The organism is Pseudomonas sp. P7759 (genome assembly GCF_013386445.1).
Classification (GTDB): Bacteria; Pseudomonadota; Gammaproteobacteria; order Pseudomonadales; family Pseudomonadaceae; genus Aquipseudomonas; species Aquipseudomonas azotoformans_A.
Map to the genome: position 1 here is coordinate 612,998 of NZ_JACART010000003.1, position 23,370 is coordinate 636,367.

Genomic DNA, 23,370 nt, shown 5'->3' on the forward strand with positions numbered 1-23,370 from the left:
TAAGCCATAAGCACCGCACTTTGCGTGATATGGCCCGCCGGCCTTTCCCGGTATGATGTTCGCCCCCGCAGTCTGGATTGCGAATACGCCATGACCTTGCAGTACCCTACAATCGCCGATTGCGTCGGCAACACGCCCCTGGTCCGCTTGCAACGCATGGCGGGTGAAACCAGCAATACCCTGTTGCTCAAGCTCGAAGGGAACAACCCGGCCGGCTCCGTCAAGGACCGCCCGGCGTTGTCGATGATCACCCGCGCCGAACTGCGCGGGCAGATCAAGCCCGGCGACACCCTGATCGAAGCCACTTCGGGTAACACCGGGATCGCCCTGGCCATGGCCGCCGCGATCAAGGGTTACAAGATGATCCTGATCATGCCCGACAACGGCAGCGCCGAACGCAAGGCGGCGATGACCGCCTACGGCGCCCAGCTGATCCTGGTCACCCAGGAAGAAGGCATGGAAGGCGCACGGGACCTGGCCGAGCGCATGGCCGCCGAAGGCCGTGGCCTGGTGCTGGACCAGTTCGCCAACGGCGACAACCCCGAGGCGCACTACACCACCACTGGCCCGGAAATCTGGCGCCAGACGGGGGGCACCATCACCCATTTCGTCAGCTCCATGGGCACCACTGGCACCATCATGGGCAACTCGCGCTACCTCAAGGAGCAGAACCCGGCGATCCAGATCGTCGGCCTGCAACCGATGGAAGGCTCGGCCATTCCCGGTATCCGCCGCTGGCCCGAGGAGTATCTGCCGAAGATCTACAACGCGACCCGCGTAGACCGCATCATCGACATGGCCCAGCGCGAAGCCGAAGACACCACCCGCCGCCTGGCCCGTGAAGAAGGCATCTTCTGCGGTGTGTCCTCCGGTGGCGCGGTGGCCGGCATGTTGCGTTTGTCCAAGGAAGTGGAAAACGCGGTGATCGTCGCGATCATCTGTGACCGAGGCGACCGCTACCTGTCGACCGGCATCTTCGACGAACCCAACTGATGGCCAAGCACGAGAGAGGCCTGCGCTTCCAACCGACGGGCGGCAGCCGGGCCCCGCAGATTCCTGTAGGCAAGAAACAGCGCCTGACCATCGAGCGCCTGGCCAACGACGGCCGTGGCATCGTGTTCTTTGAAGGCCGTACCTGGTTTGTGAACGGCGCGCTGGCCGGCGAAGAAGTCGAAGCGCGGGTGTTGGGCGCCCACGGCAAGATTGTCGAGGCGCGCACCGAGCGCGTGTTCAAGGCCAGCGAATTGCGCCGCCCGGCGCCGTGCGCCCATGTCGGCCGCTGCGGCGGTTGCAGCGTGCAGCACTTGCCCCATACCGAACAGCTTGCCCTGAAACAGCGCATGCTCGCCGAGCAACTGTCCCGTGTGGCCGGTGTCGAACCGCAAGAGTGGGCCCAGCCTTTGAGTGGTCCGGAATTCGGTTACCGTCGCCGCGCCCGCGTGGCCGTGCGCTGGGATGCCAAGGCCAAACAGCTGGAAGTAGGGTTCCGCGCCGTGGCCAGCCAGGACATTGTTGCCATCGACGATTGCCCAGTGCTGGTACAGGCCTTGCAACCGATCATGCAGCGTCTGCCGAACATGCTGCGTCGCCTGAGCAAACCGCAGGCCCTGGGGCATGTTGAATTGTTCAGCGGCACCTCCATCGCCGTGTTGCTGCGGCACATGGCGCCGCTGTCGGAAGCGGACCTGCAGGTGTTGAAAGAATTTTGTGCCTTCCATGAAGCCCAATTGTGGCTGCATGGCGAGGGTCAACCTGAGCCGGTCGAAGTCGATTCGGTCTTGGGTTTTCGATTGGAACAATGGGATCTGGAGTTGGCCTACCGACCTGGCGACTTCGTGCAGGTCAACGCCGGGGTCAACGAAGCAATGGTGGCCCAAGCCCTTGAATGGCTGGCGCCACAACCCGACGAACGGGTGCTAGACCTGTTTTGCGGCTTGGGCAACTTCGCTCTGCCACTGGCGCGCCAGGTGCGTGAAGTGGTGGCGGTGGAAGGCGTGCAGACCATGGTAGACCGCGCGGCCGTCAACGCCGTCAGCAACGATTTGCATAATGCGCAGTTTTTTCAGGCCGATTTGTCCCAGCCTTTGACTGACGCGGAATGGGCCAAACAGGGCTTTTCTGCGGTACTCTTGGACCCACCCCGTGATGGTGCCCTGGAGGTTGTGCGCAAGCTCGCGACCCTGGGAGCCAAGCGTCTGGTGTATGTGTCCTGCAACCCGGCCACGCTGGCGCGGGACACGGTTGAGTTGGTCAAGCAAGGCTACCGGCTAAAACGTGCCGGGATCCTCGACATGTTTCCGCAAACCGCGCATGTCGAGGCCATGGCGTTATTTGAAGCGGGCTAGGATGCCCGTTTAATCCGACCGGCCTGTCGTCTCCAGGGCCTGTGATCTGCCAGGGAGCAGTAGAAGGTCGGCGATGAATTCTGGCGCATCGAAGGTGCGTCGTAGGGAAGGTAAGCAAGATGGTACAGGTGAGAGCACACCAGCCGATCAACACCGACGGCAGTATCAATCTCGAGGCATGGCTGGATCATGCCATCAGTGTCGACCCGGCACTGGACCGTGAAGCCTTGAAAGCAGCCTGCGAGTTCGCTCGCGAGTCTGAGCAGCAAGACAATGCGGCCAAGAACCTTTGGGCCGAAGGCACTTCAAGCTTTCGCACCGGGTTGGAAATCGCCGAGATCCTCGCCGATCTCAAGCTGGACCAGGATTCACTGATTGCCGCCGTGCTGTATCGCGGTGTGCGTGAAGGGCATATTCAGTTGCCCACCGTCAGCCAGCGTTTCGGCGCCGTGGTGGCCAAGTTGATCGACGGCGTGCTGCGCATGGCCGCGATCAGCGCCAGCCTCAGCCCACGTCAGTCCATGGTGCTGGGCACCCAGGGTCAGGTCGAAAACCTGCGCAAGATGCTGGTGGCGATGGTCGACGATGTGCGTGTCGCCCTGATCAAGCTGGCCGAGCGCACCTGCGCGATCCGTGCGGTGAAGACCGCCGACGACGAGAAACGTAACCGCGTCGCCCGCGAAGTTTTCGATATCTACGCACCGCTGGCGCACCGCCTGGGTATCGGTCATATCAAGTGGGAGCTGGAGGACTTGTCCTTCCGCTACCTCGAACCCGATCAATACAAACAGATTGCCACGCTGCTGCACGAGCGGCGGCTGGACCGTGAGCGCTTCATCGCCGACGTGATGAACCAGTTGCGTTCCGAGTTGCAGGCCACCGGCGTCGATGCCGACATCAGCGGCCGCGCCAAACACATCTATTCCATCTGGCGCAAAATGCAGCGCAAGGGCCTGGCCTTCAGCCAGATCTACGACGTGCGGGCCGTGCGCGTGCTGGTGCCGGAAATGCGCGACTGCTACACCGCGCTCGGCATCGTCCACACGCTGTGGCGGCACATTCCCAAGGAGTTTGACGACTACATCGCCAACCCCAAGGAGAACGGCTATCGCTCGCTGCACACCGCGGTAATCGGCCCCGAAGGCAAGGTGCTGGAAGTGCAGATCCGCACCCACGCCATGCACGAAGAGGCCGAGCTGGGCGTGTGTGCGCACTGGCGCTACAAGGGCACCGACGTCAAGGCCGGTTCCAACCAGTACGAAGAGAAAATCTCCTGGCTGCGCCAAGTGCTGGAATGGCACGAAGAACTCGGCGACATCGGCGGCCTGGCCGAACAGCTGCGCGTGGATATCGAGCCGGACCGGGTCTACATCTTCACCCCGGACGGCCACGCCATCGACTTGCCCAAGGGCGCCACGCCGCTGGACTTCGCCTACCGCGTGCACACCGAGATCGGCCACAACTGCCGGGGCGCCAAGATCAATGGGCGCATCGTTCCGCTCAACTACAGCCTGCAGACCGGTGAACAGGTCGAGATCATCACCAGCAAGCACGGCACGCCGAGCCGCGACTGGCTGAACCCGAACCTGGGCTACATCACCACGTCGCGGGCGCGGGCGAAGATCGTCCACTGGTTCAAATTGCAGGCGCGCGACCAGAACGTCGCCGCCGGTAAAACCTTGCTTGAGCGCGAACTGGGGCGCCTCGGTCTGCCTCAGGTGGACTTCGACAAGTTGGCCGAAAAAGCCAACATGAAGATCGCCGAAGACATGTTTGCCGCCCTCGGTGCCGGCGATTTGCGCCTGGCCCAACTGGTCAACCTGGCGCAACAACTGGTCGAGCCGGAACGCGGCAGCGAACAGCTGGAACTGATCCCACGCAAGGCCACCGGCTACAAGCCCGGCAAACGTGGCGATATCCAGATCCAGGGCGTGGGCAACCTGATGACCCAAATCGCCGGCTGCTGCCAGCCGTTGCCGGGTGACGCCATCGTCGGCTACATCACCCAGGGCCGTGGCGTGAGCATTCACCGCCAGGACTGCGCCTCGGTGCTGCAACTGGGCGGGCGTGAGCCGGAGCGGATCATCCAGGTCAGCTGGGGCCCGGTGCCGGTGCTCACCTATCCGGTGGACATCATTATTCGTGCTTACGACCGTTCCGGCTTGCTGCGGGATGTGTCGCAAGTATTGCTCAATGAGCGGATCAACGTGCTGGCGGTCAACACCCGCTCGAACAAAGAGGACAACACTGCGTTGATGTCCCTGACCATCGAGATTCCGGGGCTGGACGCACTGGGGCGGTTGCTGGGGCGGATTTCCCAGCTGCCGAATATCATCGAGACGCGGCGTAACCGAACCCCATGATGTATTCGCTTGAAGACCTGCTGCACTTGATGAGCCGCCTGCGGGACCCGCAATACGGGTGCCCGTGGGACATCAAGCAAACCTACGCCACCATCGTCCCGCACACCCTGGAAGAAGCCTACGAAGTGGCCGATGCCATTGAGCGCGGCGACTTCGATCACCTGCAAGGCGAGTTGGGCGACCTGTTGTTCCAGGTGGTGTATTACAGCCAGTTGGCACGGGAAGAAGGGCGCTTCGAATTCGCCGGGGTGATCGACAGCATCACGCGCAAGCTGATCCGTCGTCATCCCCACGTGTTCCCCACGGGCGATCTGTACGCACCGCTGGACATCCCGCAGCTGAGTGAAGAACAGGTCAAGGAGCGCTGGGAGCAGATCAAGGCTGAGGAGCGTGCGGAAAAGTCCGACGCGCCGGAGCAACTTTCCCTGCTGGATGACGTGCCCACGGCGCTGCCGTCCCTGTCCCGCGCCGCCAAATTGCAGAAGCGCGCCAGCCAGGTCGGCTTCGACTGGCCGTCGGCCCTGCCGGTGGTGGATAACGTGCGCGAAGAGCTCGATGAAGTGCTCGAAGCCATGGCCGACAACGATTCTGCGGCGATTGCCGATGAGGTCGGTGACCTGCTGTTCGCGGCGGTCAACCTGGCCCGTCACCTCAAGGTCGACCCGGAAACCGCGCTGCGTGGCGCCAATGCCAAGTTCGAACGACGCTTCCGATTTATCGAACAGGCATTGCGTGATACGCACCAATCCATAGAAGATTGCACCCTCGAAACGATGGACGCCCTGTGGGGCGAAGCCAAACGTCAGGAAAAGAATGTGTCCAGCTGCGGTTGAGCAGTTGCCTAAGTGAGTAAGCACCATGAGCCTTTCCCTTCGCGACCAGTTGCTCAAAGCAGGTCTGGTCAACCAAAAGCAGGCCAAGCAGGTCGGCAAAGAGAAACAGAAGCAGCAGCGCCTGGTCCATAAAGGCCAGATCGAGGCGGATGACACCCAGGCCCGCCTGGCGGCCGAAGCGCACGCCGAGAAGGTCAAGCGCGACCAGGAGCTGAACCGTCAGCAGCAGGAAAAAGCCGAAGCCAAGGCGCGCACCGCCCAGGTCAAGCAGCTGATCGAGACGTCGCGCCTGCCCAAGCTGACCACCGAGGACTACTACAACTTCGTGGATGACAAGAAGGTCAAGCGCCTGTCGGTCAACACTTTGATGCGCAACAAGCTGAGCAACGGCTCCCTGGCTATCGTGCATCACGGCGGCAGCTACGAGGTGATCCCGCGCGAAGCGGCGCTGAAGATCCAGGAGCGCGCACCGGAGCGTATCGTGCAGCTCAACATCCTGACGGAAAGCCAGGTGCCGGACGAGGATGACCCGTACGCGGCCTATCAGATTCCGGATGATCTGATGTGGTAAGGCTGTAGAAACAACAAACCCCGCTGAAAAGGCGGGGTTTTTGTTTGCAGGCAATCCAGCTGCTGTGTGGGGCTGGATGCCTGCCGAATTTCAGAGTCTCAGGAGCTTTGCGCCTGGCGTCTCATCTCAAGGGCTTCAAGCTCGTTTTTATAATTATGAGCGTCGCTCTCGTTGTGAAACATGCCGACCAACAGGTCTTGTTGGTGTACATCCCAGATGTGAATCCCATGGCCCAGTGCTTCGTGGGACATATGTTCGTCGTCGCGTTCAGTTACTTTTACAGTCATCTGCTTGCTCCAATCTCTGGTGGATCTGCGGCAAGTCGTCGCAGGCCTTCGTTATATGATTTGTTAGCTTGCTAAGTAAACCGACTTTTCGCGCAACAATTCATTGCAGCCAATGCAACAGTCCTGCAGGCCTTGTAAACCGCGGCATTGCGCCGCAGGGCGCTGAGTTTTATGACAAAAGTTTCATGTTCGCATCAGGGGCGGCTCAATCGACGGGCGAAAAAAAGCCCCGCATTCGCGAGGCTCTTTGTTCCAGCTACCGATCAGCTACCTTTAACAGCCTTACCGTCAACAGTACCGTCCTGCAGCATGATGTTGTATTCCTTGCCGTCGGTTTCCACCTGACGCAAGGCAACCAGGATGCCGCCCTGGTCCTTGGCAAACCACATCTGGGTGATGCGCTTGCTCTGAGTCGGGTCACGCACGCGCTCAACCTTGATCGCGTCGATGGAGCCGACCTTGGTCTGGACCTTTTCCGGGCCGATCACGCGGAAGTCGTAGGTGTCGACGTCAGTGCCTTCCACCACGTTGTAGCTCATGCTCTTCTTGCCGGCCGCCACATCGCGCTGCAGGGCCAACTGATAGGTCGACTTGTCGAGCATGCCGCTTTGCAGGGGCACGTTGACCGCGTCCTTGTTTTCAAAACCGGTGACTTTCTTGGCGGTCTGGTCGAAGTCCAGGTTGATCTTCTTCGCCTTGCCCAGGCCACCGCGTTCGAAGGTGTAGCTCTTCGGTTGCAGGGTGTCCTTGTCGAATTGGATCACGCTGGTTTCGGTGAGGCTGGCGATCATCATGGAAGCCTTGAAGTTCAAGGTCCAGGTGCCGTCGCCATTCTTGGCCAGGCTGCGTTCAGCCGAACCACTCATGGGCAGCTGTTTCCAGTCGGCGGTGTAGCTTACGGAGAAAGGGTGAAGGTCTGCTGCTTGCACGGCTGGCAAGGCGAACAGCGCAAAAGCGAAGAGCAAGGCGCGACGCATAAAATCTCCTAGGTTCGAATCAAGTGGCCGCTGGCCGCGAGTAACTGACCGTCCAATAATGCACCCTGGTCACCAAGAATCAACCGCCCCTCGGCAAACCAGCGAACTGCCAGCGGGTAAATCCTGTGTTCCTGGGTGTGAACCCGTTGCGCAAGCGTCTGCGCCGAGTCGTCAGACTCTACCGGAACCACTGCCTGTACGACCAGAGGCCCGCCATCGAGTTCCTCGGTGACAAAGTGCACGCTGCAGCCGTGTTCGCTGTCGCCGGCATCGAGCGCGCGCTGGTGCGTGTGCATGCCTTTGTATTTGGGCAGCAGGGAAGGGTGGATATTGAGCAGGCGCCCTTCGTAATGTCGCACGAAATCAGCGCTGAGGATGCGCATGAAGCCGGCGAGTACCACGAGTTTGGGGTTGAAGGCGTCGATCAGTTCGATCAAGGCGCTGTCGAAGGCCTCGCGACCTTCGAAAGCCTTGTGATCCAGTGAGCGGGTATCGATACCCGCGTCCCTGGCGCGTTGCAGGCCGTAGGCGTCGCTGCGGTTGGAGATCACCGCAGCAATGCGCACCGGGCTGTCGCCGGTGCGCATGCTGTCGATCAGGGCCTGCAAGTTACTGCCGGTGCCGGAAAGCAGCACCACGACATCACAGGTCTGAGACATTAATGAGCCTTGAGGTTCTTCAGTTCAACCTGGGCCGCGCCTTCGGCGGCAGTGGCGATCTGACCGATGACCCAAGGCTGCTCGCCGGCTTCACGCAGTACGTTCAGCGCGGTTTCAACGTGCTCTTGCGCCACGCAGATGACCATGCCCACGCCGCAGTTCAGCACGCGGTGCATTTCGGTTTCATCGACGTTGCCTTTCTCTTGCAGCCAGTCGAATACCGCAGGACGCTGCCAGCTGGCCACGTCGACGATCGCCTGGGCGCCTTTTGGCAAGACGCGCGGGATGTTGTCCAGCAGGCCGCCACCGGTGATGTGGGCCATGGCCTTGACGGCGCCAGTGTCCTTGATCAGCTTGAGCAGAGGCTTGACGTAGATGCGGGTCGGGGCCATCAGCAGGTCGGTCAGCGGCTTGCCATCGAGTTGGGTGTTCTCGATCTCGGCGCCGGACACTTCGATGATCTTGCGGATCAGCGAGTAACCGTTGGAGTGCGGGCCGGAAGAAGGCAGGGCCAGCAGGGCGTCACCGGCGGCAACCTTGGAGCCGTCGATGATCTCGGCTTTTTCCACGACGCCGACGCAGAAGCCGGCCAGGTCGTAGTCTTCGCCTTCGTACATGCCTGGCATTTCAGCGGTTTCGCCGCCGACCAGGGAGCAACCCGACAGTTCGCAGCCAGCGCCGATACCGGTGACCACTTGTGCAGCGGTGTCAACGTTCAGCTTGCCGGTAGCGTAGTAGTCCAGGAAGAACAACGGCTCGGCGCCGCACACCACCAGGTCGTTGACGCACATGGCAACCAGGTCGATACCGATGGTGTCGTGCTTGTTCAGGTTCAGTGCCAGGCGCAGCTTGGTGCCCACACCGTCAGTGCCGGAAACCAGTACAGGCTGCTTGTAGCCGGCCGGGATTTCGCAGAGGGCGCCAAAACCGCCCAGGCCGCCCATGACTTCGGGGCGCGCAGTGCGCTTGGCGACGCTCTTGATGCGTTCGACCAATGCTTCACCGGCGTCGATGTCTACACCGGCGTCCTTGTAGCTCAGGGAGGGTTGCTTGCTCATGATCCAGGCCTTTAGGGGGGATTCAGGGGTAACGACCGAGCTGGCGGGGGCTTTTATAAAGGCCACGCCGTTGACGGTCTGCGAAGGCGCGCGATTTTATCAGGCTTGAGGGGCAGCGGCCATCCTCGGGCCGACGGGCAGGGGCATATGGTGTTAAAAAAATGCTAATCGGGTCTGCTTTGGCGCGTATTAAGGTATAGCCTTTACGGCGCTAGCGTTGTGACAGTACGAAAACTTACCAAGACCCTGTGAATGTTTTACCGGTCGCCGTGGTCACAGCCTTGGCAAACCGAGTTCACGCGGTCTGTTCCAGCCGCTAAATTTGTCGTTCGGGAATCTTCCATGCGTCTGTGTAAATTCTTCTTTGTAGGCTGCTTGTCGTTGGTCAGCCTGGCGAGTCATGCCGAAACCCTCAATGGCCTTTATCAAGTACTCGAACCCGTCAGCAGCCAGTCGCCCCAAGAGCGTGACCAGGCGACCCAGCGCGCCGTGCAGACCCTGGTGATCCGCCTGACCGGCGACGCCAAGGCCGCCGACGGCCCAGGCCTGGCGGCCGTTCGTAAAGATCCGCAACAAATCATCAGTCAATATGGCTACGACGCCGGCCCGCCGGAAAGCCTGCAAGTGGATTTTGACCCGGTGAGCACTGATCGCGTCTTGCGTGAAGCTGGCTTGTCGATCTGGGGCAGCAATCGGCCGTCGATCCTCGGCTGGTGGCTGAACGACTCCACCGAAGGCAGCAGCCTGGTGGGTGATGGTCAGACTGTCGCCCAAGCGCTGCGCCGTGCCGCGCAACACCGGGGCTTGCCGTTGCGCTTGCCCCTGGGCGACCTGGATGAGCAGGTGGTCGCCACCGCACCGAACCTGGAAAGTGCTGACGCCACACCGCTGCGCGACGCTTCTGAGCGTTATGGCGCCGACGCCTTGCTGGCCGTGCATGCGCGCCAGGAAGGCAGCCAATGGCAAGCCAAATGGCGTTTGTGGCTGGGCGACAAGAGCGAGCAGGGCACCGCGCAAGGGGCCGACACCGGCGCTGTGGCCGACGAGGTGATGCTGGCGGTCAGCCAGAAATTGGCGCCGCGCTTTGCGGTCAAGCCTGGCGTGAGCACCGAACAATTACTGGAAGTGCAGGGCATGACCCTGGAGCGTTATGCCGCGCTGGGTCATCTGCTTGAGCCTTTTGGCGGTCAGCCACAGCTCGTGGACGGCAATCGCATCGTGTACCGCGTCAATGGCAGTGCCGATCAATTACGTACCCAGTTGAGCCTGGCCAAGTTGCAGGAAATTCCAGCAGGTGAAGTGCCGGTCCAGCAACCCGTAGTGGACGGGACTCAGCCGGCGGTCGCGCCCGAACCTCAGGCGCAACTGCGTTTTCGTTGGTAGCAGTTTTCTTCTTTATATAGATGGAGTGGTTTATGGCGGATACGCGTCGTTGGGTGTGGCTTGGCGGGATTGTCCTGCTGTGCGTTTTTGTGTTCCTGCTGCATTCGATCCTGACGCCGTTCCTGGTCGCGTTGCTGCTGGCCTATCTGTTCGATCCGGTGGTGGATCGCCTGGAGAAGGCCGGGTTGTCGCGGACTTGGGGCGTGGTGGCGGTATTCGCCCTGTTTACCCTGATCATCACGGCGTTGGTGCTGGTGCTGGTGCCGATGCTCGCCAAGCAACTGTTCCGCCTGTATGAGCTGGCGCCGCAGATGCTCGACTGGCTGCAACACACGGCGATGCCGTGGGCCCAGGCCAAGTTGGGGTTGTCGGATGGTTTCTGGAAGTTCGACAAGGTCAAGGCGGCTATCAGCGAGCATATGGGCCAGACCACCGATATCGTCGGTGTGGTCCTCAGCCAGGCGACGGCCTCCAGCCTGGCGTTGATCGGCTGGTTGACCAACCTGGTGCTGATCCCGGTGGTGGCGTTCTACCTGCTGCGCGACTGGGACATCATGATGGCCAAGATTCGCAGCCTGCTGCCGCGCAATCGCGAAGAGCGCATTGTCTCTCTGGCCGAGGAGTGTCATGAAGTGCTTGGCGCCTTTGTGCGCGGCCAATTGCTGGTGATGTTGGCACTGGGGATTATCTACGCCGCTGGCTTGATGGCCATCGGCCTGGAGCTGGGCCTGTTGATTGGCCTGATCGCCGGCCTTGCCGCAATCGTGCCTTATATGGGCTTTGTGATTGGTATCGGTGCGGCGTTGGTGGCGGGGTTGTTCCAGTTTGGCGGTGACCTGTACCCGATGCTTGGGATCGTGGCGGTGTTTATGGTCGGCCAGGCCCTGGAAGGCATGGTGCTGACGCCGTTGCTGGTGGGTGATCGGATCGGCTTGCACCCGGTGGCGGTGATCTTTGCGATCCTGGCGGGCGGTGAGTTGTTCGGCTTCACTGGCATTCTGCTCGCGCTGCCGGTGGCGGCGGTGATCATGGTGCTGGTGCGCCATGTACACGATTTGTATAAGGATTCGGATGTTTATACGGGGGTTGAAGACCCCGATCTGTAATCCCTCTGCCACAAACCCGGCCCAGGCCGGGTTTGTTGTTTCTGGAGTCGGGGCTTCAATCAATCTGCGTAAATCCAACAAGTTAACGCAAACCTTTGATTTTGCTTGGGGTCTGTTGCATTGTGCGCCCGGCGTCACGGGTATAAACTTTGCAAACTTTACACAGAGGCCACTAACGGTTCGTTTGGAGCCGTTCAGTCAGCATGAAACCGATTCAGCTGCCCTTGGGTGTGCGTCTGCGTGACGACGCCACCTTTATCAACTACTACCCAGGCGCCAATGCCGCTGCACTCGGCTATGTCGAGCGGCTCTGCGAAGCCGACGCCGGGTGGACCGAAAGCCTGATCTATCTGTGGGGCAAGCACGGCGTAGGGCGTACCCACCTGTTGCAGGCCGCGTGCCTGCGGTTCGAGCAGATGGGCGAACCGGCGGTTTACCTGCCCCTGGCCGAGTTGATGGACCGCGGTATCGGCATCTTCGATCATCTTGAGCAGTACGAACTGGTGTGCCTGGACGATCTGCAAGCCATCGCTGGCAAGGCGGAGTGGGAAGAGGCGCTGTTCCACCTGTTCAACCGCTTGCGTGACAGCGGTCGGCGCCTGCTGATTGCCGCGTCCACCTCGCCACGCGAGTTACCGATCAAGCTGGCCGACCTCAAGTCGCGCATGACCCTGGCGCTGATCTTCCAGATGCGCCCACTCTCCGATGAAGACAAATTGCGTGCCTTGCAACTGCGTGCATCCCGTCGCGGCCTGCACCTTACAGACGAGGTGGGGCACTTTATCCTCACCCGTGGCACGCGCAGCATGAGCGCGTTGTTCGATCTGCTTGAACAGCTCGACCAAGCCTCCTTGCAGGCCCAGCGCAAGCTGACCATTCCCTTCTTGAAAGAAACCCTCGGCTGGTAGCCGGCCCGCTGTTTTCGCGGTTTTCGGCAAATTCCAGGCGCCAGAAAACCTGCGTTTGAGCCGGTTTGGCTACGCAAAAGGCAGATATAGGGTGTTAAGGGCTTAGATGTCATAGTCCAAACAAGAAGTCACATAGATCACGATTGAATTTGCAAATCGATGTGATAGAGGGCATAGTCTCGTCTTCTTTACATATCAGCCACGGTCGTGCCCATGCTAAATCGCTTCGCACCCCTCGTGCCTCTCGCACTCGTTACCCTGTTGTTTGGTTGCGCCTCCCACCCTCAACAGGTGGCAGAACAGCAAAAACCACAGGTTCAAAATCAGGCAAAATTCGTTGCTGCGCAGTCTGCTTCTGTTTATGAAGAAGAGCTGGCAACGGAAAAAGAACTTGCCAATTTCAATGGCAGCAAGCCTTACCAGCTGCCCGTTCTGGCCGACAGCATCCTCGAACGTGGCATGTCCCTGATCGGTACCCGTTACCGTTTCGGCGGCACCTCTGAAGCCGGTTTCGACTGCAGCGGTTTCATCGGCTACCTGTTTCGCGAAGAAGCGGGCATGAATCTGCCACGCTCCACCCGCGAAATGATCAACGTGGATGCACCGTTGGTCGCGCGCAACAACCTCAAGCCCGGTGATCTGCTTTTCTTCAGTACAGCGGGTCGTGGTCGTGTAAGCCATGCCGGTATCTACCTGGGCGATAACCAGTTTATCCACTCCAGCAGCCGTCGCAGTGGCGGTGTCCGGGTCGATAACCTGGGTGACAGCTACTGGAGCAAAACCTTCATCGAAGCCAAACGCGCACTCGCCATGGCCCCGACGACGGTTACCGCTAGCAAGTAAACTTAAAGTGATACTTGAAGTTTGACGTGTAAGCGCTAGAATCCCTGGACATTGTTGTAATCCGTTCGCGCGAGCTTTGCTTGCGCGTTCTGGTTTTCAGCGTTCGGCAGCGAAAGCCGCATCCAGACCAGGATTGTTCTGCCCATGTCGACCTCGGCCCGCCTGATCCTTATTCTTTGCGCCGCGCTGCTCAGCGCCTGCGCAAGCCGCCCGCCGCCCGCGCCTGTGGCCGTCAAGCCCAAGCCGGTGTTCAACTACTCCACCCAGAATTTCTCGCCTGCAGCCGAAGATGTGCTCTTCCGCGCGCTGGGCCTGGTCGGCACGCCTTATCGTTGGGGCGGCAACACACCGGACTCCGGGTTTGATTGCAGCGGCCTGATCGGGTTTGTCTTCCGCGATGCTGCCGGCATCTCCCTGCCGCGTACCACCCGTGAACTGATCGTGATGCGCGCGCAGGATGTCAGCGAGCAGAACCTGCAGACCGGCGACTTGCTGTTCTTCGCCACGGGCGGCGGTTCACAGGTCAGCCACGCCGGGATCTACGTCGGCGAAGGCCGCTTTGTGCACGCGCCGCAAACCGGCGGTACAGTGAAGTTGGACACCTTGTCCAAGGCGTATTGGCAGAATGCCTACCTGAGCGCCAAACGTGTATTGCCAGGAAATCTGGCGCGTAATCCCTGAATTGGCAGAGATCCAAGTGTGGGAGCGGGCTTGCTCGCGAATGCGGTCTGTCAGTTTGCTAATGTGCTGACTGACACACCGCATTCGCGAGCAAGCCCGCTCCCACATTGATTTTGTGGTGGGTTTAATTGACGCTCCACCCCCAACCTACTACCCTTCGCCGCTTGTTCCAGGTGCTCTGTGACCCATGGGTCGACCGAGTGAAACAGGGAAGCCGGTGAGTGAGCGCACTTGTACACAGTGCCGCCGCGATTCCGGCGCTGCCCCCGCAACGGTAAATGAGTCAAGACGCTGCCTTTTGCCACTGTATCGCTCGCGATATGGGAAGGCGCAGCGTCGGTCTGCGCGTCTATAAGGCGCGCGCCACTCATGAGCCCGGAGACCGGCCTGCAACATCCAACAGCATCACGGTGGGCGATGCTTGGCTGTCTGTTTTTTCTTTTTCCTGCCCGCCGTTTTTGTCCAGCCCCAACGGAGAGCTGCCATGACCGATTCCCCCGACCGCGACGAACGCCACCTGGCGCGCATGCTGCGCAAAAAAGCCGTGATCGATGAACGCATCGCCAATTCCCCGAACGAGTGCGGCCTGCTGCTGGTGCTGACCGGCAACGGCAAAGGCAAGAGCAGCTCCGCGTTTGGCATGCTGGCCCGGGCCATGGGCCACGGCATGCAGTGCGGCGTGGTGCAGTTCATCAAGGGGCGCAACAGTACCGGTGAAGAGTTGTTCTTCCGCCGTTTCCCCGAGCAAGTGCGTTTCCACGTCATGGGCGAAGGCTTCACCTGGGAAACCCAGGACCGCCAGCGCGACATCGCCGCCGCCGAAGCCGCCTGGGCGGTTTCCCGCGAGCTGCTGCAAGACCCGTCCATCGGCCTGGTCGTACTGGATGAGCTGAACATCGCCCTCAAGCATGGCTACCTCGACCTGGACCAGGTGCTCAGCGACCTGCAAGCCCGCCCGCCGATGCAACACGTGGTGGTTACCGGCCGTGGCGCCAAGCCTGAACTGATCGAAATGGGCGACACCGTCACCGAAATGGGCATGCTCAAGCACGCGTTCCAGGCCGGTATCAAGGCACAGAAGGGCGTCGAACTTTGAATCAGCCCCGTCATTGCCCGGCCGTCTTGATCGCCGCACCGGCGTCCGGCCAGGGCAAAACCACCGTTACCGCCGCACTGGCCCGCTTGCACCGCAACCTGGGGCGCAAGGTGCGCGTGTTCAAATGCGGCCCGGACTTCCTCGACCCGATGATCCACGAACGCGCCAGCGGTGCGCCGGTGTATCAATTGGACATGTGGATGGTGGGCGAGCAGGAAAGTCGCCGCTTGCTGTGGGAAGCGGCGGGGGAGGCGGACCTGATCTTGATCGAAGGCGTGATGGGTCTGTTCGACGGCACGCCGTCCAGCGCCGACCTGGCGCGACACTTTGGTGTGCCGGTACTTGGTGTGATCGACGGCACCGCCATGGCCCAGACCTTTGGCGCGTTGGCCCTGGGCCTGGCGCGTTATCAGCCGGACTTGCCGTTCGCTGGCGTGCTGGCTAACCGCGTCGGGACCCTGCGCCATGCGCAATTGCTTGAAGGCAGCCTCACCGAAGGCTTGCGTTGGTACGGCGCGCTGTCTCGCGAGACCGGTATCGAGCTGCCTAGCCGTCACTTGGGTTTGGTGCAGGCGAGCGAACTGAATGACCTCGATGTACGCCTGGATGCCGCCGCTCAAGCACTGGGCAGCAGTTGCGAAGTCGCTTTGCCGCCGCCGGTCACCTTTGCCGCGCCTGAAGTGATCGACGCCGAGCCACTGCTTAACGGCGTGCGTATCGCCGTGGCCCGCGACGAAGCCTTCGCGTTCACCTATGGCGCCAGCCTTGACCTGTTGCGGGCAATGGGCGCCGAGCTGAAGTTCTTCTCGCCGATCCATGATCGCCAATTGCCGGCCGCCGACAGCCTCTACCTGCCCGGTGGTTACCCGGAGCTGCACCACCAGGCGCTGTCGCAAAATACCACGATGCTCGACGCCATCCGCGCTCATCATGCCGCCGGCAAACCGCTGCTCGCCGAATGCGGCGGCATGCTCTACCTGTTGGACTCGCTGACTGATGTCGACGGCACTCGCGCCGAACTGGTGGGCCTGCTGCAAGGCGATGCGGTGATGCAGAAGAAGCTCGCGGCCTTGGCGCTGCAAAATGTCGAATTGCCCGAAGGCACCCTGCGCGGCCATACCTATCACCATTCGCTGACCACCACCGAATGGCAGCCGATTGCCCGTGGCCTGAGCCCCAATGGCGGGCGCGGTGCCGAGGCGGTTTATCGGCAGGGGCGGATGACGGCGTCCTACGTACACTTCTATTTCCCCTCGAATCCCCAGGCGGTGGCCGCATTGTTCGCGCCCGATCCAGCACTATGAGTGACAACGCCTTCCCCCAGGCCGACCGCGACGCCGTCTACCGCGCCATCGCCGAACGCCGCGACATGCGCCACTTCAGCGGCGGCACTGTCGCCCCCGAATTGCTGCACCGCCTGCTCCAGGCCGCGCACCAGGCACCCAGCGTGGGCCTGATGCAGCCCTGGCGTTTTATCCGCATCAGTGACCGTCAGTTGCGTGGTCAGATTCAACAGTTGGTGGAAGAAGAGCGCATTCGCACCGCCGAAGCCCTGGGCGAGCGCTCCGATGAGTTCATGAAGCTCAAGGTCGAAGGCATTCACGACTGCGCCGAAGTGCTGGTGGCGGCGTTGATGGATGATCGTGAGCGGCACATCTTTGGCCGGCGCACCTTGCCGGAAATGGACATGGCGTCATTGTCCTGTGCTATCCAGAATCTGTGGCTGGCGGCCCGTGTCGAAGGGCTGGGCATGGGCTGGGTCTCGCTGTTCGAGCCCCAGGCCCTGGCCGATCTGCTGGGTTTACCGCCCGGCGCGAAACCCTTGGCGGTGCTGTGCCTGGGGCCGGTGGCCGAGTTCTACCCGGCACCGATGTTGCAACTCGAGGGCTGGACCGAGCCTCGGCCGCTGAGTGACATGTTGTATGAGAATGGGTGGGGAGTGAGTCAATGAGTGTGGCCTTGCTGTGTGTCGCTGCAGTCGCGCTGGATGCGCTGCTGGGCGAACCCAGGCGCTGGCATCCGCTGGTGGCGTTCGGCAATTTCGCCGGGCGCATCGAGCAACGTTTCAATACCGGTGGCCGCGGCTGGCGCAGCCATGGCGTGACCGCGTGGTTTATCGCCGTGGTGCCGCTGACCCTGCTGGCCACGGCGTTATCCTGGGCACCTTACATCGGCTGGGTATTGGAGATCCTGGCGCTGTATTGCGCCCTTGGCATGCGCAGTCTCGGTGAGCATGTGATCCCGGTGGCCCAGGCCTTGCGCAGTGATGACCTCGAGGAAGCACGCAAGCGCGTGAGCTACCTGGTGAGCCGTCAGACCAGTGAGCTGGACCGCACCGAAGTCGCCCGCGCCGCTACCGAGTCGGTGCTGGAAAACGGCAGCGATGCGGTGTTTGCTGCGATTTTCTGGTTTGTCGTCGCGGGTGTGCCAGGCGTGGTGCTTTACCGCCTGAGCAACACCCTCGACGCCATGTGGGGCTATCGCAACGAACGTTTCGAGCGCTTCGGCTGGGCGGCGGCAAAGATCGACGATGTGCTGAACTATATTCCTGCACGCCTGGTGGCGTTGACCTACGCCGCACTGGGCAAGACGCGCCTGGCGTTTAAATGCTGGCGCAGCCAGGGCCCGACCTGGGACAGCCCCAACGCGGGCCCGGTCATGGCGGCCGGTGCCGGTGCGCTTGGCGTGGAGTTGGGCGGTGCCGCGATCTATCACGGCGAAGTGCATCAGCGTCCGCAACTGGGCGAAGGCCCTCCGGCGGATGCCGATTCCATCGACCGAGGCTGGCAACTGGTGCAGCGCGGCGTATGGTTGTGGCTGCTGATCCTATGCGCGGGGGCGCAATTCTATGCTTGAGCACGGTGGCCGGCTGCGTAAGGCGGCGATTCAGTACGGGATTGCCGAGGCCGATTGGCTCGACCTGTCCAGCGGCCTCGCGCCCTGGCCCTGGCCGATCCCCGAGATTCCATTGCGGGCCTGGGCGCGCCTGCCAGAAACCGACGATGGTCTGGAGCAGGCCGCCAGCGAATACTACGGCGCTGCGCACCTGTTGCCGGTGCCCGGTTCCCAGGCGGCCATCCAGTTGCTGCCACGCCTGCGCCGCGCGGGCAAAGTCGGCGTGCTGTCGCCGTGTTATGCCGAACACGCCGAAGCCTGGCGTCGTGCCGGCTACGTGGTGCGCGAAGTGCAGGAGCAGGAAGTCGACTTCTTTCTTGAGGGTCTCGACGTGCTGGTGGTGGTCAACCCCAACAATCCCACCGGCCTGAGCCTGACCCCGCAACGCCTGCTGGACTGGCACTCGCGGCTGGCCCAGCGCGGCGGTTGGCTGGTGGTGGACGAAGCGTTCATGGACGTCACCCCCCAACTGAGCCTGGCGGGTCAGGCCCACCAGGTCGGCCTGATCGTGTTGCGCTCGTTCGGCAAATTCTTCGGCCTGGCCGGGGTGCGGCTGGGCTTTGTGTTGGCCGAGCGCAAGCTGCTCAAATTACTGGCCGAACAGGTCGGTCCTTGGGCAGTCAGCGGACCGACGCGGGTGTTGGGCCAGGTGTGCCTGCGCGACACGGCCGGGCATGTGCGGCAACGCACGCGGTGCATCGAGGCCGGCCAGCGGTTGTTCGCCTTGCTGGAGCGCCACGGCTTCCAGCCCCAGGGCGGCTGCGCGTTGTTTCAATGGCTGATCACGCCCCACGCCGAACGCATGCACGAATTCATGGCCCAGCGCGGCATCCTGCTGCGGCTGTTTGTCCACGACAGCAGCCTGCGCTTTGGCCTACCCGATACCGAAGCCGACTGGCTGCGCCTGGACCAAGCCCTGGTCGCCTATAAGGACGCCACATGAGTACGCTGATGGTGCAAGGCACCACCTCCGACGCCGGCAAAAGTACCTTGGTGACCGCGCTGTGCCGCTGGTTGGTCCGCCAGGGCGTGGCGGTGGCGCCGTTCAAGCCGCAGAACATGGCGCTCAACAGCGCCGTGACCGCCGAAGGCGGCGAGATCGGTCGTGCCCAGGCCGTGCAGGCCCAGGCCGCCCACCTGGCGCCGCACACCGACATGAACCCGGTGTTGCTCAAGCCCAACAGTGACACCGGCTCCCAAGTCATCATCCACGGCCGCGCCGTCACCAGCATGAACGCGGTGGCCTATCACGACTACAAAGCCATCGCGATGCAGGCGGTGCTGGCCTCCCACGCCCGGTTGAGCCAGGCCTACCCAGTGGTGATGGTCGAAGGCGCGGGCTCTCCGGCGGAGATCAACCTGCGCGCCAATGACATCGCCAACATGGGCTTCGCCGAGGCGGTGGATTGCCCGGTGTTGCTGATCGCCGATATCAATCGTGGCGGCGTGTTTGCCCATCTGGTCGGCACCCTGGAATTGCTGTCGCCCACGGAACAGGCGCGGGTCAAAGGCTTTATCATCAATCGTTTTCGCGGTGATATTGCGCTGTTGCAGCCCGGCCTGGACTGGCTGGAAGCGCGTACCGGCAAACCGGTGGTCGGCGTGTTGCCCTATGTGATGGACCTGCACCTGGAAGCCGAAGACGGTATCGACAGGCGCCAGATCGACAAGGCGGCCCAGGTACTCAAGGTGGTGGTGCCGGTGTTGCCGCGCATCAGCAACCACACGGATTTCGACCCACTGCGCCTGCATCCCCAAGTGGATCTGCAATTTATCGGGCCTGGCCAGTCGATCCCTGGCGCCGACCTGATCATCCTCCCTGGCTCGAAAAGCGTGCGCAGCGACTTGGCGTACTTGCGCGCCAACGGCTGGGACGCGGCCGTGGCGCGGCACTTGCGCTATGGCGGCAAGGTGCTGGGTATTTGCGGTGGCCTGCAGATGCTCGGTGAGCAGGTGCATGACCCGTTGGGCCTGGAAGGGGTTGCCGGTTCCAGCGATGGCCTTGGGCTGCTGGCGTTCAGCACTACGCTGGAAGAAGAGAAGCAGTTGCGTAATGTGCGTGGGCGTTTGGTGCTGGAGGATGCCGAAGTCAGCGGTTATGAGATTCATGCGGGCGTGACGACGGGGTATGCGTTGTCGAATGCTGCTGTGATCCTGGAAGACGGTCGCCGGGATGGCGCGCAAAGTGCTGATGGGCAAATTCTCGGGACCTATCTGCATGGTTTGTTTGAAAACCCGGCGGCGTGTAGCGCTTTGCTGCGTTGGGCGGGGTTGCAGGATGTGCAATCTGTGGATTACCACGCTTTGCGTGAGCGCGATATCGAGCGCTTGGCGGATTTGGTGGAGAACCACTTGGATACCGATTTGTTACGCAAGCTGTGTGGGGTTTGACGGTGAGTACGCGGTGCCAATGTGAGAGCGGGCTTGCCCGCGAAGGCGGCCTGATGGCCGATACATTTCAGCCAAATCAAGGTGCCATCCCATGCTTCAACTGATCCTTGGCGGTGCCCGTTCCGGCAAAAGTCGTCTCGCCGAAAAACTCGCCAGCGACAGTGGTTTGCCCGTCACTTACATCGCCACCAGCCAGCCGTTGGATGGTGAGATGAATGAGCGCGTCGCGCTGCATCGCCAGCGTCGACCCGAGCATTGGGGGCTCATCGAAGAACCCGTCGAACTGGCTCGCGTGCTGCGCGAAAACGCGGCGCCTGCGCAGTGTTTGCTGGTGGATTGCCTGACGCTGTGGCTGACCAATCTGCTGATGCTTGAAGACGCTAATCGCCTGGCGTCCGAACGCGATCAACTGCTGGAAACCCTGGCCACGCTGCCGGGTGAAATCATTTTTGTCAGCAACGAGACCGGTCTGGGTGTCGTGCCGCTGGGCGAATTGACTCGCCGCTATGTGGATGAAGCCGGTTGGCTGCATCAAGCCTTGGCCGAGCGCTGTCAGCGTGTTGTCCTGACGGTCGCCGGCCTGCCCCTGACTTTGAAAGGTACTGCGTTATGACTGACACCTGGTGGCTCAACCCTTGTAAGGCGATTGACGCTCAAGCGTACGAACACGCCCTGGCTCGCCAGCAGCAATTGACCAAGCCAGCCGGCTCCCTCGGGCAGTTGGAGGCGCTGGCGGTGCAATTGGCGGGCTTGCAGGGGCAGGTCAAACCGTTGGTGGATCACGTGTGGATCGCCATCTTTGCCGGTGACCATGGCGTGGTTGCCGAGGGCGTGTCGGCGTTTCCCCAGGAAGTCACCGGGCAGATGCTGCACAACTTTGTCAGCGGTGGCGCGGCCATCAGTGTGTTGGCGCGGCAGTTGGACGCGCAGTTGGAAGTGGTCGACCTCGGCACGGTCACGCCGTCTCTGGAGCTGCCCGGTGTGCGTCACCTGAGTATCGGCGCGGGCACCGCCAATTTCGTCAACGGCCCGGCGATGACTGAGGCCCAAGGGCAACTCGCCCTGCACGCCGGTCGCGACAGTGCGCGGCGTGCGTTGGCAGGTGGGGCGCAGCTGTTTATCGGCGGCGAGATGGGCATCGGCAACACCACCGCCGCCAGTGCGTTGGCGTGTGCTTTGCTCGATTGCCCGGTCAGTGACCTCACTGGGCCGGGGACGGGGTTGAATGCCCAGGGTGTCAGCCACAAAGTGGCTGTGATCGAGCGCGCCCTTGCGCTGCACGCCGGCCAGCGTGGTGATGCGTTGCAGACGCTGTTCAATCTGGGCGGCTTTGAAATTGCCGCGCTGGTGGGCGCGTACCTGGCCTGCGCCCAGGAAGGCATCGTGGTATTGGTGGATGGCTTTATCTGCAGCGTCGCGGCGCTGGTCGCGACACGCTTGAATCCGGCCTGCCGTGACTGGCTGGTGTTCGGCCATCGCGGCGCCGAGCCGGGGCATCGCCATGTGTTGCAAAGTCTCGACGCACAGCCGCTGCTGGAACTGGGCCTGCGCCTGGGCGAAGGCAGCGGCGCGGCGATGGCGGTTCCGTTGTTGCGTCTGGCTTGTGCATTACACGGGCAGATGGCGACCTTCGCCGAAGCCGCCGTGGCAGACCGCCCGGCATGACCTTGCGCCTGGACTTGCTGCGCCACGGTGAAACCGAGCTGGGCGGCGGACTGCGTGGCAGCCTGGACGATGCTCTCACCGCCAACGGCTGGGCGCAGATGCGCACGGCCGTGGTGGCGCAGGGGCCGTGGGACCGTCTGGTCAGCTCGCCGCTGCAACGCTGCGCGCGGTTTGCCGAGGAACTGGGGGCTCAACTCAAGCTGCCGGTGAGCCTGGAAAAAGATCTGCAAGAGCTGCACTTCGGTGCCTGGGAAGGGCACAGTGCGGCGGCCTTGATGGAGACCGACGCCGAAGGGCTGGGGTTGTTCTGGGCTGACCCCTACCGCTTTACACCACCGGAGGGCGAGCCTGTCAGCGCCTTTTCCGACCGGGTCTTGGGAGCTGTCGCACGCTTGCATCAGGCCTATGCCGGTGAGCGTGTGCTGTTGATCAGTCATGGCGGTGTGATGCGTCTGTTATTGGCGCGAGCGCGTGGTCTGCCGAGGGAGCAACTGTTGAATGTCGAAGTGGGCCATGGCGGGTTGTTCAGCCTGCACGTCGATGCTGACGGCACACTGACGGAAGGCGTGTAGACATGCTGCCCTTTTGGATCGCCCTGCAATTTCTCAGCAGCCTGCCGATTCGTCTGCCGGGTATGCCGCAGCCTCAGGAGTTGGGACGCTCACTGCTGTTTTATCCGTTGGTGGGTTTGTTGTTCGGCGTGCTGTTGTGGGGCTTGAATTCGGTATTGATGGCCGCCCCGTTGCTGCTGCATGCCGCATTGTTGCTGACGGCCTGGGTGTTGCTCAGTGGTGGCCTGCACCTGGATGGCTTGGCGGACAGCGCCGATGCCTGGCTCGGCGGTTTTGGCGACCGCGAGCGCACGCTGACGATCATGAAGGACCCCCGCAGCGGTCCGATTGCCGTGGTCACGCTCGGGTTGGTGCTGCTGCTCAAATTCACTGCGTTGGTGGCCTTGATCGAGCAGCATAACGGCGCCGCATTGATCCTGGCGCCGCTGATCGGCCGCGCATCGATGCTGGCGCTGTTTCTTACCACGCGCTATGTGCGTGCTGGTGGATTGGGCCAGGCATTGTCGGATCATTTACCGAGAATCGTCGGCCAACAGGTACTGATCCTCAGCGGTTTGGCCTGTATTCTTATCGGCGGCTTCAGCGGTGGGATGGCTGTATTGCTCGCTGCGATCTGCTTTATCGGGCTGCGCCAATTGATGGTCAACCGCCTGGGCGGCACCACGGGTGATACCGCTGGCGCCTTGCTGGAGCTGCTGGAAGTCGCGGTTCTGGTTGGCGTGGCGCTGTAACACTTT

Annotated in this window: 24 protein-coding genes and 1 riboswitch; of the genes, 20 read left to right on the top strand and 4 right to left on the bottom strand. The window is 61.9% G+C overall.

All coding sequences use genetic code 11. The annotated features are described in order from the left end of the window. Window positions 1–90: 90 nt before the first annotated feature. The 5 genes from cysM to HX823_RS03650 all read left to right on the top strand — a co-directional run bounded on the left by cysM (window position 91) and on the right by HX823_RS03650 (window position 6,112). Window positions 91–993 (top strand): cysteine synthase CysM, encoded by a 903-nt coding sequence (gene cysM / locus HX823_RS03630; protein WP_038847688.1) that lies wholly within the window; start codon window positions 91–93, stop codon window positions 991–993. Continuing rightward, the gene (gene rlmD / locus HX823_RS03635; RefSeq protein WP_177074141.1) at window positions 993–2,345 is read left to right on the top strand and encodes a 23S rRNA (uracil(1939)-C(5))-methyltransferase RlmD; all 1,353 of its coding nucleotides are present in this window, start codon (window positions 993–995) and stop codon (window positions 2,343–2,345) included. The genes cysM and rlmD overlap by 1 nt, the downstream gene beginning before the upstream one ends. Window positions 2,346–2,464: 119 nt before the next feature. Next, complete coding sequence (gene relA / locus HX823_RS03640) at window positions 2,465–4,708, top strand: GTP diphosphokinase (protein WP_177074142.1); 2,244 nt, start codon at window positions 2,465–2,467, stop codon at window positions 4,706–4,708. Then, window positions 4,708–5,541, top strand: coding sequence for a nucleoside triphosphate pyrophosphohydrolase (mazG, locus tag HX823_RS03645; protein WP_038847693.1), 834 nt, complete (start codon window positions 4,708–4,710; stop codon window positions 5,539–5,541). Before relA ends, mazG begins: the two co-directional genes overlap by 1 nt. A 25-nt stretch (window positions 5,542–5,566) precedes the next feature. Beyond that, entirely contained in the window at window positions 5,567–6,112 is a 546-nt protein-coding gene (locus HX823_RS03650; RefSeq protein ID WP_016976511.1) for a DUF2058 domain-containing protein, read from the top strand. 98 nt (window positions 6,113–6,210) lie between these two features. Here the strand turns inward: HX823_RS03650 and HX823_RS03655 are convergent, their stop codons facing one another. The 4 genes from HX823_RS03655 to purM all read right to left on the bottom strand — a co-directional run bounded on the left by HX823_RS03655 (window position 6,211) and on the right by purM (window position 9,093). Further along, window positions 6,211–6,399: a hypothetical protein gene (locus tag HX823_RS03655; protein WP_044287624.1), complete on the bottom strand. Its 189-nt coding sequence runs from the start codon at window positions 6,397–6,399 to the stop codon at window positions 6,211–6,213. A gap of 263 nt (window positions 6,400–6,662) precedes the next feature. Continuing rightward, a complete protein-coding gene (locus HX823_RS03660) occupies window positions 6,663–7,376 on the bottom strand; it encodes a DUF3108 domain-containing protein (RefSeq protein ID WP_033900686.1) in 714 nt (237 codons plus the stop codon). A gap of 8 nt (window positions 7,377–7,384) precedes the next feature. Further along, entirely contained in the window at window positions 7,385–8,035 is a 651-nt protein-coding gene (purN, locus tag HX823_RS03665) for a phosphoribosylglycinamide formyltransferase (protein WP_177074143.1), read from the bottom strand. Continuing rightward, window positions 8,035–9,093, bottom strand: a complete 1,059-nt coding sequence (gene purM, locus HX823_RS03670; RefSeq protein ID WP_016976515.1) for a phosphoribosylformylglycinamidine cyclo-ligase — start codon at window positions 9,091–9,093, stop codon at window positions 8,035–8,037. The genes purN and purM overlap by 1 nt, the downstream gene beginning before the upstream one ends. Window positions 9,094–9,435: 342 nt before the next feature. Between purM and HX823_RS03675 the strand changes: the two genes are divergently transcribed. The 15 genes from HX823_RS03675 (at window position 9,436) to HX823_RS03745 (ending at window position 23,364) form a co-directional block, all read left to right on the top strand. Then, a complete protein-coding gene (locus tag HX823_RS03675) occupies window positions 9,436–10,476 on the top strand; it encodes a DUF2066 domain-containing protein (RefSeq protein WP_177074144.1) in 1,041 nt (346 codons plus the stop codon). A 32-nt stretch (window positions 10,477–10,508) separates the two neighbouring features. Continuing rightward, window positions 10,509–11,582, top strand: a complete 1,074-nt coding sequence (locus tag HX823_RS03680; RefSeq protein ID WP_038847700.1) for an AI-2E family transporter — start codon at window positions 10,509–10,511, stop codon at window positions 11,580–11,582. 203 nt (window positions 11,583–11,785) lie between these two features. Next, a complete protein-coding gene (gene hda / locus HX823_RS03685) occupies window positions 11,786–12,490 on the top strand; it encodes a DnaA regulatory inactivator Hda (RefSeq protein ID WP_010208669.1) in 705 nt (234 codons plus the stop codon). Between the two features lie 213 nt (window positions 12,491–12,703). Further along, complete coding sequence (locus tag HX823_RS03690) at window positions 12,704–13,333, top strand: C40 family peptidase (protein ID WP_033900694.1); 630 nt, start codon at window positions 12,704–12,706, stop codon at window positions 13,331–13,333. Window positions 13,334–13,477: 144 nt separating this feature from the next. Further along, window positions 13,478–14,014 (top strand): C40 family peptidase, encoded by a 537-nt coding sequence (locus HX823_RS03695; protein ID WP_028617370.1) that lies wholly within the window; start codon window positions 13,478–13,480, stop codon window positions 14,012–14,014. Window positions 14,015–14,168: 154 nt separating this feature from the next. Further along, a riboswitch (cobalamin riboswitch) is annotated at window positions 14,169–14,420 on the top strand. A gap of 78 nt (window positions 14,421–14,498) precedes the next feature. Beyond that, a complete protein-coding gene (gene cobO, locus HX823_RS03700; RefSeq protein WP_010208674.1) occupies window positions 14,499–15,110 on the top strand; it encodes a cob(I)yrinic acid a,c-diamide adenosyltransferase in 612 nt (203 codons plus the stop codon). Beyond that, window positions 15,107–16,414: a cobyrinate a,c-diamide synthase gene (locus tag HX823_RS03705; protein WP_177074145.1), complete on the top strand. Its 1,308-nt coding sequence runs from the start codon at window positions 15,107–15,109 to the stop codon at window positions 16,412–16,414. Before cobO ends, HX823_RS03705 begins: the two co-directional genes overlap by 4 nt. Beyond that, window positions 16,411–17,061, top strand: a complete 651-nt coding sequence (gene bluB, locus HX823_RS03710) for a 5,6-dimethylbenzimidazole synthase (RefSeq protein ID WP_177074146.1) — start codon at window positions 16,411–16,413, stop codon at window positions 17,059–17,061. The genes HX823_RS03705 and bluB overlap by 4 nt, the downstream gene beginning before the upstream one ends. Then, entirely contained in the window at window positions 17,058–17,966 is a 909-nt protein-coding gene (cbiB, locus tag HX823_RS03715) for an adenosylcobinamide-phosphate synthase CbiB (RefSeq protein ID WP_038847927.1), read from the top strand. The genes bluB and cbiB overlap by 4 nt, the downstream gene beginning before the upstream one ends. Beyond that, window positions 17,959–18,948: a threonine-phosphate decarboxylase CobD gene (cobD, locus tag HX823_RS03720; RefSeq protein WP_038847929.1), complete on the top strand. Its 990-nt coding sequence runs from the start codon at window positions 17,959–17,961 to the stop codon at window positions 18,946–18,948. The genes cbiB and cobD overlap by 8 nt, the downstream gene beginning before the upstream one ends. Then, window positions 18,945–20,396 (top strand): cobyric acid synthase, encoded by a 1,452-nt coding sequence (locus tag HX823_RS03725; RefSeq protein WP_177074147.1) that lies wholly within the window; start codon window positions 18,945–18,947, stop codon window positions 20,394–20,396. The genes cobD and HX823_RS03725 overlap by 4 nt, the downstream gene beginning before the upstream one ends. A 91-nt stretch (window positions 20,397–20,487) precedes the next feature. Beyond that, complete coding sequence (gene cobU, locus HX823_RS03730) at window positions 20,488–21,009, top strand: bifunctional adenosylcobinamide kinase/adenosylcobinamide-phosphate guanylyltransferase (RefSeq protein WP_177052481.1); 522 nt, start codon at window positions 20,488–20,490, stop codon at window positions 21,007–21,009. Beyond that, window positions 21,006–22,061, top strand: a complete 1,056-nt coding sequence (cobT, locus tag HX823_RS03735) for a nicotinate-nucleotide--dimethylbenzimidazole phosphoribosyltransferase (protein WP_177074148.1) — start codon at window positions 21,006–21,008, stop codon at window positions 22,059–22,061. Before cobU ends, cobT begins: the two co-directional genes overlap by 4 nt. After that, on the top strand, window positions 22,058–22,633 hold the full coding sequence (gene cobC / locus HX823_RS03740; RefSeq protein WP_177074149.1) for an alpha-ribazole phosphatase family protein: 576 nt from the start codon (window positions 22,058–22,060) through the stop codon (window positions 22,631–22,633). The genes cobT and cobC overlap by 4 nt, the downstream gene beginning before the upstream one ends. Window positions 22,634–22,635: 2 nt before the next feature. Further along, window positions 22,636–23,364: an adenosylcobinamide-GDP ribazoletransferase gene (locus HX823_RS03745; RefSeq protein WP_177074150.1), complete on the top strand. Its 729-nt coding sequence runs from the start codon at window positions 22,636–22,638 to the stop codon at window positions 23,362–23,364. The last annotated feature ends 6 nt before the right edge of the window (window positions 23,365–23,370 follow it).